This window comes from Pseudomonas sp. TE21435 (assembly GCF_056279265.1).
Genome location: NZ_JBWBQZ010000001.1, coordinates 706,539 through 723,376 on the forward strand (window position 1 = coordinate 706,539; position 16,838 = coordinate 723,376).

13 protein-coding genes and 1 pseudogene are annotated in these 16,838 nt (G+C 65.1%); 5 read left to right on the forward strand and 9 right to left on the reverse strand.

Features of this window, described 5'->3' with window-relative positions; translation table 11 throughout:
* Positions 1 to 59: 59 nt before the first annotated feature.
* The gene (locus tag ACZ9C1_RS03295; protein WP_476253584.1) at positions 60 to 1,370 is read right to left on the reverse strand and encodes an ABC transporter substrate-binding protein; all 1,311 of its coding nucleotides are present in this window, start codon (positions 1,368 to 1,370) and stop codon (positions 60 to 62) included.
* Positions 1,371 to 1,606: 236 nt separating this feature from the next.
* Positions 1,607 to 2,512, reverse strand: coding sequence for an AraC family transcriptional regulator (locus tag ACZ9C1_RS03300; protein ID WP_139671506.1), 906 nt, complete (start codon positions 2,510 to 2,512; stop codon positions 1,607 to 1,609).
* Positions 2,513 to 2,878: 366 nt separating this feature from the next.
* Between ACZ9C1_RS03300 and ACZ9C1_RS03305 the strand changes: the two genes are divergently transcribed.
* The gene (locus tag ACZ9C1_RS03305) at positions 2,879 to 3,175 is read left to right on the forward strand and encodes a DUF3077 domain-containing protein (RefSeq protein WP_102685025.1); all 297 of its coding nucleotides are present in this window, start codon (positions 2,879 to 2,881) and stop codon (positions 3,173 to 3,175) included.
* Positions 3,176 to 3,257: 82 nt separating this feature from the next.
* Here ACZ9C1_RS03305 and ACZ9C1_RS03310 read toward each other — a convergent pair whose 3' ends face one another.
* From ACZ9C1_RS03310 to ACZ9C1_RS03325, 4 genes and pseudogenes are all read right to left on the reverse strand, one after another.
* Positions 3,258 to 4,937, reverse strand: coding sequence for an alpha-keto acid decarboxylase family protein (locus ACZ9C1_RS03310; protein WP_102685024.1), 1,680 nt, complete (start codon positions 4,935 to 4,937; stop codon positions 3,258 to 3,260).
* Positions 4,934 to 6,688: a flavin monoamine oxidase family protein gene (locus ACZ9C1_RS03315; protein ID WP_198754858.1), complete on the reverse strand. Its 1,755-nt coding sequence runs from the start codon at positions 6,686 to 6,688 to the stop codon at positions 4,934 to 4,936. Before ACZ9C1_RS03315 ends, ACZ9C1_RS03310 begins: the two co-directional genes overlap by 4 nt.
* Positions 6,689 to 6,864: 176 nt before the next feature.
* A pseudogene (locus tag ACZ9C1_RS03320) lies at positions 6,865 to 7,633 on the reverse strand (hypothetical protein).
* Positions 7,634 to 7,696: 63 nt separating this feature from the next.
* Positions 7,697 to 8,974 (reverse strand): bifunctional O-acetylhomoserine aminocarboxypropyltransferase/cysteine synthase, encoded by a 1,278-nt coding sequence (locus ACZ9C1_RS03325; RefSeq protein WP_102685020.1) that lies wholly within the window; start codon positions 8,972 to 8,974, stop codon positions 7,697 to 7,699.
* 179 nt (positions 8,975 to 9,153) lie between these two features.
* On the opposite strand from ACZ9C1_RS03325, the gene ACZ9C1_RS03330 reads away from it, so the two are divergent.
* Positions 9,154 to 9,591: a hypothetical protein gene (locus ACZ9C1_RS03330; RefSeq protein ID WP_277503490.1), complete on the forward strand. Its 438-nt coding sequence runs from the start codon at positions 9,154 to 9,156 to the stop codon at positions 9,589 to 9,591.
* A gap of 86 nt (positions 9,592 to 9,677) precedes the next feature.
* Here ACZ9C1_RS03330 and ACZ9C1_RS03335 read toward each other — a convergent pair whose 3' ends face one another.
* Positions 9,678 to 10,631, reverse strand: coding sequence for an SCO family protein (locus ACZ9C1_RS03335; RefSeq protein ID WP_277503491.1), 954 nt, complete (start codon positions 10,629 to 10,631; stop codon positions 9,678 to 9,680).
* Between the two features lie 144 nt (positions 10,632 to 10,775).
* Complete coding sequence (locus ACZ9C1_RS03340) at positions 10,776 to 14,171, reverse strand: Ig-like domain-containing protein (protein WP_277503492.1); 3,396 nt, start codon at positions 14,169 to 14,171, stop codon at positions 10,776 to 10,778.
* Positions 14,172 to 14,535: 364 nt separating this feature from the next.
* Between ACZ9C1_RS03340 and ACZ9C1_RS03345 the strand changes: the two genes are divergently transcribed.
* The 3 genes from ACZ9C1_RS03345 (at position 14,536) to ACZ9C1_RS03355 (ending at position 15,875) form a co-directional block, all read left to right on the forward strand.
* The gene (locus ACZ9C1_RS03345) at positions 14,536 to 15,276 is read left to right on the forward strand and encodes a hypothetical protein (protein ID WP_277503493.1); all 741 of its coding nucleotides are present in this window, start codon (positions 14,536 to 14,538) and stop codon (positions 15,274 to 15,276) included.
* Between the two features lie 79 nt (positions 15,277 to 15,355).
* Positions 15,356 to 15,601, forward strand: coding sequence for a type II toxin-antitoxin system Phd/YefM family antitoxin (locus tag ACZ9C1_RS03350; RefSeq protein WP_046857823.1), 246 nt, complete (start codon positions 15,356 to 15,358; stop codon positions 15,599 to 15,601).
* Entirely contained in the window at positions 15,591 to 15,875 is a 285-nt protein-coding gene (locus tag ACZ9C1_RS03355; protein WP_046856044.1) for a type II toxin-antitoxin system RelE family toxin, read from the forward strand. The genes ACZ9C1_RS03350 and ACZ9C1_RS03355 overlap by 11 nt, the downstream gene beginning before the upstream one ends.
* Positions 15,876 to 15,883: 8 nt before the next feature.
* Here the strand turns inward: ACZ9C1_RS03355 and ACZ9C1_RS03360 are convergent, their stop codons facing one another.
* Complete coding sequence (locus tag ACZ9C1_RS03360; RefSeq protein ID WP_277503499.1) at positions 15,884 to 16,801, reverse strand: LysR family transcriptional regulator; 918 nt, start codon at positions 16,799 to 16,801, stop codon at positions 15,884 to 15,886.
* Between the last annotated feature and the right edge of the window lie 37 nt (positions 16,802 to 16,838).

Here is a 16,838-nt window from a genome sequence, read left to right on the forward strand (position 1 = left end):
GTGCGGCAAAAAGGGGCGGTCACCGCGCCGGGGTTCGGCGCGGTTGGTGGCGGTAGGGGTTACTTGGGGTAACCGGCGCGCTTCATCTCGCGTTCGGTGGACTGCTGGGCGGCAGCCAGCACCTGCTCCACCTTCATCTGCCCGGTGAGGGCGGCGGCGAACAGCTTGCCGACCTGGGTGCCGATGGCCTGGAACTCGGGGATGGTCACCAGCTGGATGCCCACGTAGGGCACTGGCTTGAGGGTGGGGTGGTTGGGGTCGACGCGCTTGAGTGATTCGAGGGTGACCTTGGCGAATGGCGCGGCGGCCAGGTACGCGTCGTTGTAGGTCGAGGCGCGGGTGCCGGGCGGCACGTTGGCCACGCCTTCTTTCTCGGCCACCAGCTTGCCGTAGGCCTCGGAGGTGGCCCAGGTGGCGAACGTTCTGGCGGCGTCCTTGGATTTGGAACTGGTGGGGATCGCCAGTGCCCAGGAATACAACCAGGTGGCGCCCTTGTCGGTGACTTCCTTGGGCGCAAAGGTGAAGCCGACCTGGTCGGCGACCTTGCTCTGGGTCTTGTCGGTGACGAACGAGCCGGCGACGCTGGCGTCGACCCACATCGCGCACTTGCCGCTGTTGAACAGCGCGAGGTTTTCGTTGAAACCGTTGCTGGAGACACCGGGCGGGCCGTATTGCTTGAGGGTGTTCACATAGAAGTTCAGCGCGTTCTTCCACTCGCTGCCGCTGAACTCGGGTTTCCATTGCTCATCGAACCAGCGCGCGCCGAAGGCGTTGGCCACGGTGCCGATCAGCGCCATGTTCTCGCCCCAGCCGGCCTTGCCGCGCAGGCACAGGCCGTACTGGCCCTGGTCGGGGTGGTTGAGCTTGGCGGCGAACTCACCGAGCTGGGTCCAGGTCGGTTGCTCGGGCATGCTCAGGCCGGCTTGCTGGAACAGGTCCTTGCGGTAGTAGGTGATCGAGGCTTCGGCGTAGAAGGGCAGGGCGTACAGCGTGCCATTGGCCGAGAGGCCGTTGCGTACCGAGGGGAACACGTCGTCGAGGTTGTAGTCGGCGGGCAGGTCGGTCATCGGTGCCAGCCAGCCCTTGGCGCCCCACAGCGCGGCTTCGTACATGCCGATGGTCAGCACGTCGAACTGGCCGCCCTGGGTGGCGATATCGGTGGTCAGGCGCTGGCGCAGCACGTTCTCTTCGAGCACCACCCACTTGAGCTGGATGTCCGGGTGCTGCTGCTCGAACACCTTGGCCAGGCGCTGCATGCGGATCATGTCGTTGTTGTTGACCGTGGCGATGGTCAGGGTGTCGGCGGCCTGGGCATGCAGCGGCAGGCTGAGGCAGGCGGCGGCCAGGCAGGCCTTGATCGAGTCGTTCATCAGTGAACTCCCTTATTGTTTTTGTATCGCTCGGCGCTGATTACACCCGTGCACGGCGATGCCGACAAAGCCTCGCCTGCACCTTGGCTGATACTTTTTTGCAGTGCTTGGACAGAGGCCGATGCGCGCCCCATCGCCGGCAAGCCGGCTCCCACAGGGATGGCGCTGGCTTGAAGGCGCTGCGGTCGGGGGGGGAGCCGGCTTGCCGGCGATGGGCTGCAACGCAGCCCCAAGGCTCAGGCGCGGTTCTGCTCGGTCAGCCGCTGGGTCACCAGGCTGCGGTAGTCGGAAGGGGTCATGCCCTTGAGTTGCAGGAAGCGCCGGTTGAAGTTCGACAGGTTGCTGAAGCCCGATTCGAAGCACACCTCGGTCACCGGCAGCTCGCCCTTGGCCAGCAGCTCGCACGACTTGCTCACCCGCAGCCGGTTGACGAACTCGACGAAGCCGCGCCCGGCAGCTTGCTTGAAAAACCGCGAGAAGTAGGTCGGCGTCATGCCCAGGTGCTCGGCGACCTGGTTCTGGGTCAGGTCCTGGGCGTAGTGCTGGAAGATGTAGTCCACCGCCCGGTTGATGCGCTCGACGTTGTGTTCGTCGGCCAGCTGCGAAGAGGTCACGGTGGACAGCAGTTGGTAGTCCTCGCAGGCGGCGAGCTGTTCCATGAGGATAAAAAAGTATCCCAGGCGGGTCATGCCGCGGCTGTCGGCGATGCGTTGCAGCAGTTGGCGGCTCTCGTTGATCAATGCCGGGTCGCGGAACTCGATGCCATAGCGCGCCCGGGCCAGCAGCGGGGCCAGCTGGTTGAGCTCGGCGAACACCTGGCTGCCGTGTTCAAGTACCTGGTCGGTGAAGTTGACCAGCATGTCGCGCTTGCCCACCACCTCGTCGGGGCCGACCTGGCTGATCCAGTTGTGCGGCAGGTTGGGGCCGGTGAGGAACAGCGTGTCGGGGGCGAAGTTGCCGATGTAGTCGCCGATGAACACCTTGCCGGCGCTGGCCACGATCAGGTGCAGCTCGTATTCCTTGTGGAAGTGCCAGCGCACCAGCGGGCTGGGGAAACCGTGCTGGCGGTAGATCAGCGAGGCGCCTTCGTGGTCGTCCATCAGCTCGTAGGACGGGTCGGTGACTTTACTTGTTCTGGGCATGGCGGTGGCTGGGCCTGGAGGGGCGAGGTGTCATCCTAGCCTGAAGTGGCGAAGCAGGGCAGCGCACAGTTCTGTAGGTGCGTGCCTTGCGATGGACTTATGCGGCCGCTTGCTCAGGCAGATTTTGTAGGTCCTACAGCCATTCTTCCGTTGTTCGTGTAGTCCTTTTCCTAAAGGTACCTTTTCCACTCGTCGGGCCGTTGTAGCGAGTGGGTAGGCCCTTTAGTCTCGCCCTGCTCGTCGTGTTTCGCCGTCCGGGGTTGGCCGGGCCTTTGGGCAGAGCGCCGCGCAAGGATCGCGCGGTTTGGCCCGCTGGCCCCGGGCGGTGAGACGCGGCGGGCTCTTTCATTTTTCAGGGGGTGGGTCATGGACAAGGACGAACAAGCAAAGGGCAGCGGCGAACTGAAAATCGTCAGCCTGGTCGGCCGTACCCGACGCCGGTCGGTACGCGACTGGGTGCAGGCGATACCGGGGTTGCCGACGGCCGAGGTGCTGCAGGAAACGTCGATCATCCTGGGCTGTATCACCGCGCTCACGTACCAGGCGTTGAGCCAGCCGAAACAGGCACAGACGCTGATGCGCGCAACGTACTACCTCAGCGGGATGGCCAAGGCGATGATCGACGGGCAGTTGCCGGCAAGCAAGGAACAGGGTGACAGTTGAGCAGCGCTGCAAACGCAAGAGCCGCTTTCGAGCAATCGAAAGCGGCTTTTTGTTTACTGCAGGCAAGCGATCAGCCGTGCAATCAACTTACCCCGGCCAACCGCTTGATCTGCTCGGCGAAGTCCTTCTCGGCAATCTTCACCTCCACCAGTACTGGCCGCTGCACCACCATCAGCAACTGCGGCAGCAAGCGCTCCAGCTCGTCCACCGTTTCCACCCGATACCCCAGCGCGCCATACCCGCTGGCCAGCGCGGTGTAGTCCAGCGCTGGCAGGGTATCGAACGGCGCGAATTCACCTTCGGGCGTGAACGCATCAGGGTCGACGAAGGCCTGCTCGATCGCATACACCTGGTTGCTCATCACGAACACCACGGCATTGACCCTGTTGCGCGCCAGCGCCGCCAGCGACTGGCTGACCATCATGAACCCGCCATCACCGGCCACCACCACCGGGCGCCGGCCACTGCCCAGCGCCACGCCCAGGGCGCAGCCGGTCTCGTGGCCGAGCGAGCCCCAGATGGCATCGGAGATGAAACTGCCGCGGGGCATGCCGTTGATGTTGCTGGCCACGTACAGCGACGAGCTTTCGCCGAGGATCAGCGTGCTGGTCTGCCACAGGCGATGCTCCTGGGCGAAGTTCACCAGGCTGTCGAAGAAGCTTGCATAGCTCAGCGCGCTGGGCACCGCGCCGCTGCCCAGCAGCGGGCGCGAGGCGGCCAGGGCCGTGCCTGGGCGGGGGAACTGGGTGTCCACCTTCAGGGCCTTGAGCAGGGCGTCGACATAGTCGGGCAGGCGCACGTTGGGGTAGTAGTCGGCGCCGGCGCGGGCCAGCTCGCAGTTCACCTGGACGATTTCGCCATAGCGGGCCTTGAGCAGGTCCAGGTAGTCGTCGGTGAAGATCACGCCGATGGCCAGGATGCAGTCGCAGGCATCCACCTGGGCCGAGGTTTCCGGGCGCGAGGCGGGGCCGGCGTAGGTGCCGATGAACGGCGCCTGGCTTTCGTCGAGCACGGTCTTGGCGTCGAGGGTGGTGGAGAAGGGCAGGCCGCAACTGTCGATCAGGCGTTGCACGGCGTCCTGCAGGCCGTAGCGGATGATTTCCACGCCCAGCAGCACCAGCGGCTGGCGCGCCGTGGCCAGACGTTGCACGGTGGCCTCGACCAGGCTTTGCAAGGCTTGGGGGTTGGACGGACGCGGGGCTGGGGTCAGCTGGCCGTGGGGGCGGCTGACCTCGGCGCCCCAGATGTCCTGGTAGGCTTCCAGGTAAATGGGCTGGCGGTGGGTGAGGGCGGCGATCAGCGCGTTGTCGATCTGCCAGGGCGCGCGGTGCGGGTCGGCGAGGATCTCGCAGGCCACGGTCACCTGCTCCAGGACGTTGCGGTCGGCCTCGAAGTTGCCGGTGGAGTGATGGAACAGCACGTTCTGGGCATTGGCCTTGAGCCGGTCGCTGGTCGAGGGACTGGCGGAGATCACCACCACCGGGTTGCGCTCCACGTAGGCGCCGGCGATGGCGTTCACCGCGCTGAAGGTGCCCACGCCGTACTGCAGCGACACCGCGCCCAGGCCGTGCACCCGGGCGTAGCCGTCGGCGCTGTAGGCGGCTCCCATCTCATAGACTTCGCCCACGGCGTCGATGCCGTCGAAGGCGTCCAGCGCGCTCATGAACCTGGAGCAATAATCCCCCGGCACCTGGAACACCTTGTCCAGGCCCAGTTCCTTGAGCCGGGTCAGCAGGTAGTCGGCTACGGTGAAGGTGCTCATGGCTTGACCCCCGCACAGATGGCCTGGGTGATTGCTTCGAGCACCTGCGGCGCGTGGCCGGGCATTGGCGGCGTGGCGTAGTCGATCTCTTCCGGTGCCGGGGTCGGCAGCAGTTGGTAGGAGGCCGGCAGCCAGTTGGGGCGCGGCAGTTCGAAGAACTCCTGCAAGGCGGACTCGGCGGTGGTCAGCGCGCCTTCGACCCAGCCCTGGCCATAGGAATAGGCCTCGCCGACGATGAACACCTGCTGGTCCTTAACCGGGTGGCGCATCTTTTGGATGATCAGGTCCAGGCGGTAGTTGGCCTTCCACTCATGCCAGCCGCCACCGTAGGGGTCGGCATCCCAGGCGTGGTACACGGCGCTGTAGGGTGCCGGCAGCTCGACCTGGGCGTGCAGCTGAGTGACCTGGCGCTGGGCGATGCGCACCATCTCGTCGCTGATCTGGAACTGCGTGCGCGGCACCACCGCGTCACTGGCGATGCGCCCTTCGAGGCTGCGCGGGGTGTAGCCGATGAATTCGGGGCCGTCTTCCAGGCCTTTCCAGAACGGCACGGTGCCGATGTCGTTGTAGGAGGCCATCAGCAGCGAGTTGAAGGTGTTCTCGCCACCGGCCTGATCGCACTCCGTGCCCATGTAGTAGCACTGGCGGATCGGCAGGTCGGTGACCGAGCGCCCGGCCACCAGGCCCAGGTTGCGCCACCAGGGTTGCTCGTAGGCCAGGAACAGCTTGAACGCCGACTGCACCAGCACCGAGCCGAGGTTGTCCTTGAGCCATGGATCGTCGAACAGCGGCGAGTCGATCAGCTCCAGCGCGCGGCGCGGCAGGGCGAGGATCACCTGGCGGGCGTGGACGATGTCCTCGCCTTCGAGGTCGTGGGTCTTGCCGTTGACGGTTTCGGTGTGGCGCAGGTGCAGGCGGTAGGGGTACTCGGTGTCGTCGCTGTAGCTCAGGGCGGCCAGGCGGCGGTTCATCTGGATGCGCTGGTCGGCGGGCACCAGGCCGCCGGCCTGTTCGCTGAAGCGCTGGGCCAGGGTCAGCGGCAGGCTTTGGAAGCCATCCTTGAGCGTGCGGAACACGGTGGCGTCGCTGTATTCGGTGGCGGGCAGCTGGGTCACGGCGCTGGCGTTGGCGACGTTGGCCTCGTAGCCACCGGCGTCCTTCATGAACTGGTAGCCCTCGTTGCTCAGCACGCGGTAGAGCAGGTCCCAGAAGCCGTAGCGCCAGATCGGTTTGCCGAACACCTGCACCTGCATCTGCTCGGCCAGGCTCAGCTTGTCGAAGCCGGGGTAGATACTGTTCATCACGTTGACCTGGAGGTCTTCGGGGTTGTAGCCGCGCTCGGTCCAGCCCAGGTCGTAGGGAATCTTGTGCGGCGCCTCGACGAAGTCGCGGAAACGGAAGCGCTGGCCGCGCAGGTAGAACAGGTTGTCCTGGGCGCCGATGGGCGCGTCTTTGGGCAGTTCGTTGCCCATGGGGAAGTCCTTGCTCGGCAGGCCCAGGTGCTGCACCAGGGTGTCGACCATCACATGGCCGTCGGCGCCGGGCATGTAGCGCATGCCGCCCACCTCGGCGACCACGTTGGGCAGGCCGGGCAGCTTGACGCTGAACAGCCGCCCGCCGATGCGGTCGCCATATTCGAATAGCTGGATACGCTGGCTGTCGCCGTGTGCCTGTTGCAGGCGCCAGGCGCTGTAGGTACCGGAGACACCGCCGCCGATGATGGCGACGTCCAAGGGTTGGGGCTGGCTCATCGCAAATTCCCTTTTGTTGTTGTGGGCAAGGAATCCATGTGTCGAGCCAGTATTGTCGAGGTTTGGCGGAATGCCAGTTTGCCATCATTGAATTTTCGAAGGGGCCCAGGCCCTGGCGCAAGACGCGGTACGGGGTATCAATGTCGGCGATACCGATGTGCCGTCGATTACGGCAGTTAGGTGCGCCCTTTCAATAGTGCTGCCAGGGCGATGGTCAGGCCAACGGCGGTCGCCATCGCAACCAGCATGGTAATGGCGACGCCCGTGTGTTCGAGCAACCCCGCCATCGCCAGATAGAACGCAATCACCCCTACCGCGCCGATGGCATTGCCCCGCACCATCGCTGCCATCCCGGCGCGGCCGCCCTGTACATGGGCGAACACCACCAACGGCCAGGCAATCACCGGGATCGGCGCCAGCATCCCGCTGGTTGCCGGCCCCAGCCAACTGGCCAGGCTGGTGGTGAGCATCAGCAGCGCGGTGGCGGACACCATGCGCAGGGGGATCTCCCAATAGCGGTGTCGGGGCTGGGCAAGCGTATCGGGCTTGGGTTCGCGGCCACTGGCGCGAATCAGCACGCCGATCAGCAGCAGCGCCACGCCGATCGACAGGTACAGCCCACCCCAGTGGGTGAAGGCATAGGCCGCCAGGCCATAGAACAGGATCGCCAGCGATACCGCCGCAGCGATGCCGAGCTTGCGCGTGGCGAACAGGTAGAAGGTGTAGGTGGCCTGCACCGCGGCCAGGCCGCCCAACGCACCCGGCACCGCGTCCCAGGGCGAAGGCCGTGCCTTGCTCCAGGCACAGGAAGGTCATCACCAGCGCCGAGGTGATCGGCAGGCCAGACAGCAAACCGCCGAGCAGGCCGCCCCAGCGCCGCGAAGCGAGTGAGATGGCCCACATCAGCAGCGGGGTGACGAGGAGTTTCAGGTAGAAGAGGGTCATTGCGCGCAGTTCCGGTTCTGCAAGGGGGCGCCCGCCGTCGGTATTGGGTGGGGCGCGGGTGGATCAGCCGCGGCTGGCCTCCAGGGCCTGGGCGAGGTCGGCGATGATGTCATCGCTGTGCTCGATACCAATCGACAGGCGCACCATGTCTCGCGGCACACCGGCCTTTTCCAGCTCGTCGTCGTTGAGCTGGCGGTGGGTGGTGGAGGCGGGGTGGCAAGCCAGCGACTTGGCGTCGCCGATGTTCACCAGGCGCACCACCAGTTGCAGCGCATCGATGAAGCGCGCCCCGGCGGCCTGGCCGCCCTTGATGCCGAACGACAGGATCGAGGCCGGCTTGCCGCCGGTATAGCGCTGGGCCAGTTGGTGCTCGGGGTGATCGGGCAGGCCTGCGTATTTCACCCAGGCCACCTGGTCGTGTTCCTGCAGGTAGCGGGCAACCTTGAACGCGTTCTCGGTATGGCGCTCCATGCGCAGGGCCAGGGTCTCCAGGCCTTGCAGGATCAGGAAGGCGTTGAACGGCGACAGCGCGGCGCCGGTGTTGCGCAGCGGCACCACGCGGCAGCGGCCGATGAAGGCGGCGGGGCCGAAGGCTTCGGTGTAGGTGACGCCGTGGTAGGACGGGTCGGGGGTATTGAGCAGGGCGAAACGTTGCGTGTGATCGGCCCAGGGGAATTTGCCCGAGTCTATGACGATGCCGCCGATGCTGGTGCCGTGGCCGCCGATGTACTTGGTCAGCGAGTGCACGACAATATCAGCGCCGTGCTCGAACGGGCGGCAGAGGATTGGCGTGGCCACGGTATTGTCGACGATCAGCGGCACGCCGTGGCGGTGGGCGGCCTCGGCCAGCGCCGCGATATCGACGATATTGCCGGCAGGGTTGCCGATGGACTCGCAGAACACCGCCTTGGTGCGTTCGTCGATCAGCGCCTCGAGGGCGGCGATGTCGTCGTGGGCGGCGAAGCGGGTGGTGATGCCCTGGCGCGGCAGGGTATGGGCCAGCAGGTTGTAGGTGCCGCCGTACAGCTTGGCTACCGAGACGATGTTGTCGCCGGCCTCGGCGACGGTCTGGATGGCATAGGTGATGGCGGCCATGCCCGAAGCCACTGCCAGCGCGCCAACCCCGCCTTCGAGGGCGGCCATGCGTTGTTCGAGCACATCGTTGGTGGGGTTCATGATGCGCGAGTAGATGTTGCCGGCCACCTTGAGGTCGAACAGGTCGGCGCCGTGCTGGGTGTCGTCGAAGGCGAACGAGGTGGTCTGGTAGATCGGCACGGCCACCGCCTTGGTGGTCGGGTCGGGGCTGAAGCCCGCGTGGATGGCGAGTGTTTCCAGCTTCATGCAATCGTTCCTTGAGCGTGGGGTGGAAGCGGTCGAGCATGGAGTGGGCTGGACGCGCTGGTCAAGGGGTCAAGGTGGGGGGACCTGGCAGTTTTGCCAGTAGTTGCCGGAGGGAAGCCTGCGCCATCATCGGCGCACGCACCTGGCCATGTGGGCGGTGCACGCTCAGGAGCCATGCTATGTCGACCCTGATGGTCGCTTCATCGTCTTTCTACGGCGCTGCCTTGCTGCTCGTTCTGTTTGTGGGCGTGGTCTACAGCACGCGCAAACAGTTCATGCCCTATCACAGCGTGGCGCTTTCACGCAGTTGGCGCGATCTGGATGACGCTCAGCGGCTACTGCTGCTGGCATTGATCCACTTGGTTGGCTGGGGCTGGATGGTCATTGCCTTCGCCGGTTTTGCCTTGTTGGGCGCCTGGCATTACCAGCCCGCGCAACCTAGCCTGCTTATGGCATTGCAGGCGTTGATCACGCTGGGCACTGCGCCGGTCATCAGGGTGTCCAGCGGGGTCAGGCAGCGTACGGGCGCCGCGCCGCCCATTTATATCGGTTGGATCATTCTGTGCCTGAGCCTGGCCGGTTTTCTGCTCGCCTGGCCGCTCTCGTCGCAATCGTGACGGTGTGGAGTGCCATCGAGCGCGCATCCCTCTGGATGCCGGACACAACGCTTGGCAAGCGCTGCAGGCTGGTTGCCAGCAGGCATTTACTGCCCATTCAGCCGCGTGGTTTCTTCGTCCAGATACCCCAGTAAGGCGGCCACCTCCGTTTCTCCCAATCGCATGTTGGGCATCGCCAACTGGTTGTACTGCGCGAACAGCAGCATCGCCAACGGGTCTTTCTCCGCCAGCATCCTGTCGGGCTCCATCAGCCAGCGCTTGAGCCAGGCCTCGTCCCGCTGCCGGGTCACCCCCAGCAGATCCGGGCCGATGCCGTGGGTGGCGCCTGGCTCTGCGTCGCCCAGGGTATGGCATGACGAGCAGCGGGTCCTGAACAGTTGCTCGCCTTTGCTCGGCGGGCGGATGTCGGGGGCCTGGGTGTAGTCGCGGTGCTGGGCGCTGGCGGTTTTCCAGTTGTGCAGGCTGTTGGCCAGGCGGTCGGCGAGGATGTACGGGCTTTCGAAGGGCGAGGCCTTCATCCAGCGGCCGGTGGCCTGGTTGCCGATTATCAGGCTGAGGTTATGGTCCTTGCTGCGGCCATTCTCCAGGCCTTCGATGTACAGGCCCAGGCTGCGGCGCAGCTGTTCGATGTCGGCGGCCTCGCCGGTGAGCAGGGTCCAGCCGGGGCCGATGGCGAATTTTTCCGCGTAGCGCTTGAGGGTGGCGGGGGTGTCGTTGTAGGGGTCGATGCTGATCGAGTAGATGAAGATGTCCTGGCCGACGCGCTCGCTCAGCAGCTTCTGTACCTGGCGCAGGCGGGCGGTTTCCACCGGGCAGGAGTCGCCGCAACCGGTGAATATGAAATTGATGGCCACCACCTTGTCCTTGATCAGGTCGTCGAAGAAATGCACCTGGCGGCCGTCCTGGGTGAGCAGGGGGATGTTGGGGAAGTAGTCGGCGCCCCAGGGGGTGGAGGGCGTTGCGCGGGTGCTGGGGGGCAGCGACCAGGCGAGGCTGAGGGTGAGCAGCAACAGGAGCAGCAGGCGGAAGAGGCGGGGCATGGTTTTACCCTCTGGTCAGGGGCAGGCCAGGGCAGCGTGGGAGCGGGCTTGCCCCGCGAACACCGGCAGAGCCGGTGCCATGCGGTGCGTTCATCGCGGGGCAAGCCCGCTCCCACGCCAATTCCCTGTCGGGTCTTGGCGATATCAACGTATGCTCAACGGTACCGTCACGCTCTGCCCCAGCGCTGACTTGACCGTTACCGCCGGCGGCGAGGCCGGGCCGCTGCCGGTAGTGGTTACCGATAGTTTCCAGCGCGCCCCGGAACCGCTGGCGCTCAGCGCTGCCAGGCCCAGGTCGAGCGGCCCGCTGGTGGTGTTGGTGGTCACCCGGATGCTGTTGCCGGCGGCTACCGAGGTGGTGCCGGAGATCTCCCAGGTCCAGCGGCTGTTGCTGCGCAACTGCACCGAAGCGCTGCTGACCTGGATCTCGTCCATTGGCACTGCGGGCGAGACCGCGATGCTCACCGTGGCCGGGGCCACGGATTCGAGGCCTTTGGCGTCGCGCGCGGCGTAGGTGAAGCTGGCGGTGAACGCCGTGGCGACGGTGGCCGGTGGGGTGTAGGTGACCTGGGTGCCGTTGCTGCTGACCGTGCCCTGGCCGGAGTCGGGCTGGGCCAGGCTGCTGACGCTCAGCGGCAGGTTACCGTCGGGGTCGGTGTCGTTGGCCAGCACGTTGAGCACGATCGGCCTGCCGGCCATGGTCGCGGCGCTGTCGTTGACCGCCACCGGCGGCTTATTGCTGTCGTTGCCCGGGCCGCTGCTCGAGGTGCGGAAGGTCGGCAGGGCTGCGGAGTTGACATACTCCACGCCATCCCAGCCAGGCAATGGCGTCGGCATCATCTGGAACTGGCCGGGGTGCTCGAGGTCCCATCGCAGCAGCATCGAGGTGTCTTCGTGCTGGGTGTTGTGGCAGTGTTCCATGTAGGTGCCGGCGAACTCGCGGAAGCGAATGGCCATTTCCACTTCTTCCGAAGAGTCGCTGTCCGGGCCGATGCGGTAGACGTCCTTGCGCGCCCATTTTTCCCATTCCGGCGGGGCCTTGCCGTCGCGGCTGAGGATTACCCCTTCCTCGAAGTGCACATGCACCGGGTGGCTCCAGCCATTGCCACCGTTCTTGATCTTCCACACTTCCAGGGTGCCGTCGCCGCTGAAACCGCCGTCGGTGGCCTCGTTGGCCAGTTGCGGTGCGGCGCTGATACGCCGTGGGTCCATGGTGTAGCCGAAGCCGCCGTCGGTCTTGATGGTCCAGGGGGTGCTGTCGGTGCCGTCGGAGCGGCCGAAGATGAACTCGCGGTGGCGGGCGGCCTTGATCTTGACCTGGTCACTGGCGCTGTTGCGGTCGATCGGCAGGGGAATCATCACCAGGCCAGCAGCCTTGCCGGGCTTGGCCGGTTCATACAGGCTTGGGTCCATGCTGAGGTCCTGGCCGGCGTAGGGCTGCACGATCAGTTGCATGAACTTGCCGACCACCGGGTCGCCGCCATCCCATTCCGGGCCGTTGCTGGTCTGCTTGATCACGGGCTTGTACTTGCCCGACAGCACGTCGGCCAGGGCGATGGGTTGTTTCGGGCCCTTGCCGGTCTCGTGTTCCATGAGGTTGACGAAGTAAAGCTTGTCGCCGACCTTGATCCCGTTCCTGGCGAAATTGATGATGATGTCGTAGCGCTCGGCGATGCCCTGCAGCGGCAGGATGGCGTTGTTGTCCTGCAGGCTGCCGTCGCCGTTGAGGTCGAGGGTGCCGTCGAACGGCACGGCGTGTTCCATGATATTGCCGTCGTTGGCGATCATGTGGAACGGCACGCGGGCATAGGAGACGTTTGAGCCGCTCGGGCCTTTGAATTCGCCGCTGTTGCCGGCGATTTCACGCACCACGGCAAACTTGAAGTAGCGCGACACCGAGCCGTTGAGAATGCGGAACCGATAGCTGCGTGCGCGCACCTTGAGCTTGGGTTGGTACTGCCAGTTGACCAGGATCTGGTCGCCGAGGAAGCCGTCGGTGTTGAACGGGTTGAACCACAACTGGCCGTTGGCGTCCCACGCCTTGTCGGCGATCACCAGGTTGACGTCGTAGTCGCGGTTGCCCCACGGCATCGCCGCGCCGCTGGGGAAGCGCAGGTTGACGCCGTCCTGCAGGGCCTCGTTGCCACGGTCGATGGCCGAGTAGTAGTTCATCATCACCGCGTTGCCCTTGTAGACGTTCTGCGCGGTGAAATCGAGCATGTGGTCGTGGAACCAGTGGGTGCTCATGGTCTCGCGCCAGTCGCCGCGGATCTTGATGCTGCCGTTCTCGCAGGTCTTGAGGCCCGGGGAGGCATCGTTGACGTACAGGGTTTCGCCCGGCGCGCAGGGGAAGGCGGCGCGCGGGTCCTGGGCGTGGGTGTTGATGGTGTCGTAGCCGGCCAGCTGGATTGGCCAGCGGTAGTCATAGTACTGGCCGGGGAAGAAGTAGGCGTTGGCGAAGCCGTCGCTCTCGGCCGGCGAGTGGCCGTTGTGCTCGTGGGTGGAGATGGTGTGCAGGCCGAAGCCGTTGTTGGCCGAGGGGTCGATCGGCAGGGCGTTGTAGTGGCGCATCAGCACCGGTTGGCCATAGCGCACCATCAGCAGCTTGACCGGGAAGGTGCCGTCGAAGGTCCACAGCGCCTTGTGGCCCTGCAAGGGCATCTTCGGATGGAAGCGGGTATCGATGCCCTTGGTGGTGCCCAGGGTGGTGGGGATGTCGGAGGTCTGGTAGTACAGCCCGCCGGGGGCGAATTCGCCCTTGGCGTAGTTGTGCAGTTGCTTGCGGTCGCGCAGGCCCTGGTTGATGCGCGCGCCGGCCTGCGCGGTCTTGAAGGCGGCCTGTGGGTAGAACTCGTTCCAGCGCTGGTGCGACCAGCCTTTTCCTGGCGGGCGGCCCTCGGCGGGCGAGCCGACCCCGCTGCGGTTGAGGAACATCTCGATCTGCGCCTTCCACGGGTTGCGGTCGAGCACGTTGGCGTACTGCGACGGGAACGGTGTCAGCCCCGGCTGGGTGAGGAACGCCTCCAGGGCATTGCCGTTGGGGCTGCTGCGCGCGGCGTAGTCCGGGTCCTGCGCGGGCGCGGCACCGATCACGGGGGGCGGGAAGGTCAGGCTGTAGGGTGGGGTGGCCGGGTCGAGTTTCTCCGGGCCGAATTCTTCGAACAGCAGCAGTTGCTGGGTGAACGGCTCGGCGCCGAACAACGGGCTGGGCTTGCCGTTGGTGGGGTACTTGCGTGAAGTCTGCAGGGTAGGGGGCAGCACGTTGTTGCTGGTCACCGTGGCGCGGGTGCCGTAGGCACCGTTGCTCAGTTCCAGCGACCCTTCGTTGGCCTCGGGCATCGATTTCAAGGCTTCCAGGGCGGCGGCCTGGGCCACTGGGTCGGCGGCCGGGTCGCTGAAGGCGGAAGGGTCGGTGGGCGGTGGTTGGCTCACGTCGTCAAGCGACCCAGCGAACACGTTGGCCATCCCCAGGCTGAGCAGCAGCGCCGTGAGGGAGGACAACCTGAACACCTGGGTCGATGTTGCAACTGGTTTCTTCATTGCCGTATGCCCCGTGTTGTGCAGGTTGGCATCTGTTGCCACTGCGATAAGTGGCGATGTGCCTTGAACAGGGGTCAGCAACCGCTGTGCCAATCGGCAAATGGCTAAACGCCACGTGTTTCAAGATGTTGCAAGAGTGCGAATGAGACACGCTCGGGCAACTGCCACAAACCTGGGGATAGACACCCAGGGCTGGGTGGGGAATGCTCCCCACTTCACGAACACCAGGTGGGCTAGGCTCCTGTCGCGGGCTTGCCCCGCGATAGTGTCGCCACAGGCAGCCAGGCCTTGCCCGAAACCGGTGTTCTTGGCACCCTTGCCTGCCTTGCGTCTCGTCACGCCCATCAAACAAGGAACCTTCAAGGTGAGTTGGGAGAAAGTCGGTAAATCCCTGGTGGGCCTGCTGGCCCTGGTTGCCGTTGCCGCCACGCTCTATATGACGTTGCGCGACGACGACCGCCTGCAGGCGCGCCTGACCTACGCCCATCTCACCTACCCGGGCCAGTTCAACGAGCGCATCAGCCAGGCCAACGACCTGCTCAAGTACGAGCGGCTGCATGCCCAGATCAGCGAGATCGGCACAGGCGCGCTCAGCCACCCGCAGATCGACAAGCTGGTCGACCTGGCCCAGGCGCCGTATCTGCACCTGTTCGCCAGGCCCTTCGAGGCCGGCCTGGTGGACCACCGCACCGGTCTGCTCATCGAGCTGTCCAATCCCTCCCGTGTACCGCTCAAGGCCGTGCACATTCGCCTGCCGGCCAAGGGGTTGGTGCAGGTACGCGATGCGGCCGGCAACGACACGCTGGTGCCGACGCCGACCAGCAGCATCGACCTGCCGGCTATTGACGGGGTGAACGAGAGCAAGGTCTGGGTGTACTTCGACGCCGACTACTCGCAGATCCGCCAGGGTGGGATCAGCATTCGCGATGCCGATGGCAGTGCCGATATCCAGGTGGTTCGTGAAGTGACGGGGTTCCCGGCGCTGCTGGCGCGTTACAGTCAGGTGGTGGTGGCGGTGTTCGCCGTGCTGGGGCTGGGGTTACTGGCGCTGGCGTATGTCTGGTTGGGGCGGGCACGGGTTGCCGGGGTATCACATAGCCTGTAGGCGATAGACCTATGGCACGCCGGCTTGAAAAAGACCTGAATTCAGACCAATCTATGGCTCTTGAATGAGGGCGATCGATATGCAGAACATCTTTGCCGACGTGACCGTCAGCGTCTCGGAACTAAAGAAGAATCCTACGGCGGTGATGGCCGATGCGCAGGGGAAACCGGTGGCCGTTCTCAACCATAATCGCGTCATGGGTTACATGGTGCCCGCTGAACTCTACGAGGCGATGATGGAGCGACTGGAAGACATGGAACTTGCGGCATTGGTAAAGGCGCGTGCGGGAGAGAAAGGCATCCCGGTCGAACTGGATGACTTATAAGCTCGAGTTTCTGCCTTCGGCGCTGAAAGAATGGAAGAAGCTTGGGCACACCGTGCGCGAGCAAGCCAGGAGAAAACTCAAGGAGCGTCTGCTCTCCCCCAGGGTTGGGGCGGATGCAATGCGTGATTTGCCTGACCATTTCAAGATCAAGCTCAAGGCCAGCGGCTATCGGGTGGTCTACCGCGTCGAGGATGATCGGGTGGTTGTCGTGGTCGTGGCGATAGGTAAGCGCGAACGTGGGCAAGCCTACCGCTCGGCCGCTGATCGCCTATAGGATTGCCGCTAGATCACAGATGTGGCGGCCGACAGCAAGGTCTCGATAAACAGGCTTTCCGCTCGACTCATACGCTGGTCCTTGTTCCACAACAGGTGGATGTCGACGTCGGCGATGCCCTCCTGCGGCGGCAGTTTCCACAACAGCCCCGCGTCGACATCCGGCGCCACCACATGCTCGGGTAGGCAGCCGATGCCGAAGCCGGCGATCACCAGGCGGCGCACCTCTTCCAGGCTCGGCGACGAGGCGACGATGCGCCCGGCGAAGCCCTGCTGGTCGCGGAAGATGGTCAGCGGCGAGAGCATGCCGCCAATCTGGTCGCTGGTGAAACTGACGAAATTCTCCCGCTGCAGGTCGCCTTCGGCCTGGCCGAACAGCGCGTGGTGCTTGCCGCAAAAGAACGCGTAGCGCTGGCGCAGGAACAACCGCTGCTCCAGCCGTGGCTGGGGCCGGCGGTTGAGGCTGAGGCCGGCGGTGGCGGTTTTTTCCTGCAGGGCGGCGACGATGTCGGAGCTGCGCATCACGTCGATTTCCAGCTCTACCCGCGGGTGCTGGCGGTGAAAGTCGGCGAGGAAGTCGTCGAAGCGTTCGCTGACGATACGGCTGATCATCAACAGCCGCACCTTGCCTACCAGTTCGTCCGCCGGCTGCTCCAGCAGGCCGCCGATCTGCGACATCTGCCCGTACACCTCGCCGGCCAGCTGGAACAGCTGCTCGCCCACCTCGGTCAGCACGAAGCGCGGTCCACGGCGGGCGATGAGCTGGCGCCCGAGTTGCTCTTCAAGGCGCTTGAGCGCCTGGCTCACGGCGGGCTGGGTAAGGTGCAGGCGGGCGGCGGCGCGGCTGATCGACAGTTCCTGGCCGATGACGCGGAAGGTGCGCAGCAGGTTCCAGTCGAGGCGGTCGTTGAGCAGGCGGTCGGGCATGGTCGGGCTCGATGATAAGCGTGGTTAATAATTCGAA